Here is a 604-nt window from a genome sequence, read left to right as displayed (position 1 = left end):
GCAGTGCCGCGTGGCCGACGGCCCCGCCGGCGGTGCCCAGGACGACGCCCGCGGCACCGGCCGCTCCGGCGGTGCCCAGCAGCCGGCGCCGGGAGAGTGAGGTTCTGCTGTCGTCGTGCATGTCGGTGCTGTCAGCCGATCGTGATCTTCTCGGTCTCGGTCGCCTGGTCGACGTCCGAGGTGCGGATGGTGACGGCGGCCTCCCACTCGCCCGCGAGGGGGAGCTGGAAACTCGCCTGGATCCAGTGCTGCTTGTCGCCCATCACCGACTCGGGGGTGACGGGCAGCGGACCGAGGTCCTTGTCCGGCAGGGTGAACGCGACGCGGATCTCCTCGGCGTCCACGTCGGTCCGCACGTGCAGGGTGTTCTCGCCCGACCGGGCCGGGTCGATGTCGAGCTGGACGGTGCCCCTGCCGTTCTCGCCGCCGGTGTCGAACGGTATCCGCACCGAGACGGGCTCGGCCGGCGTGACGATCGGCTCGGCGTGCTCGGCGCCTGCGGCGCTCTGCTCCGCGCGGGCCGGCTCGGTGCCGGTCAGCTGCGTCGTGACCGCCAGCAGCACGGCCGCGATCGCGGCCTCGGCCAGCACCGACCTGCGCAGCC

General features: G+C 73.7%; 1 pseudogene. It reads right to left on the bottom strand.

Features of this window, described 5'->3' with window-relative positions:
• Positions 1-131: 131 nt before the first annotated feature.
• Positions 132-604: pseudogene (locus ACYVE9_RS30130) on the bottom strand (hypothetical protein); the annotation flags it as partial.

The organism is Streptomyces sparsus, from assembly GCF_054776295.1.
This window is presented reverse-complemented; position numbering and strand designations above follow the sequence as displayed.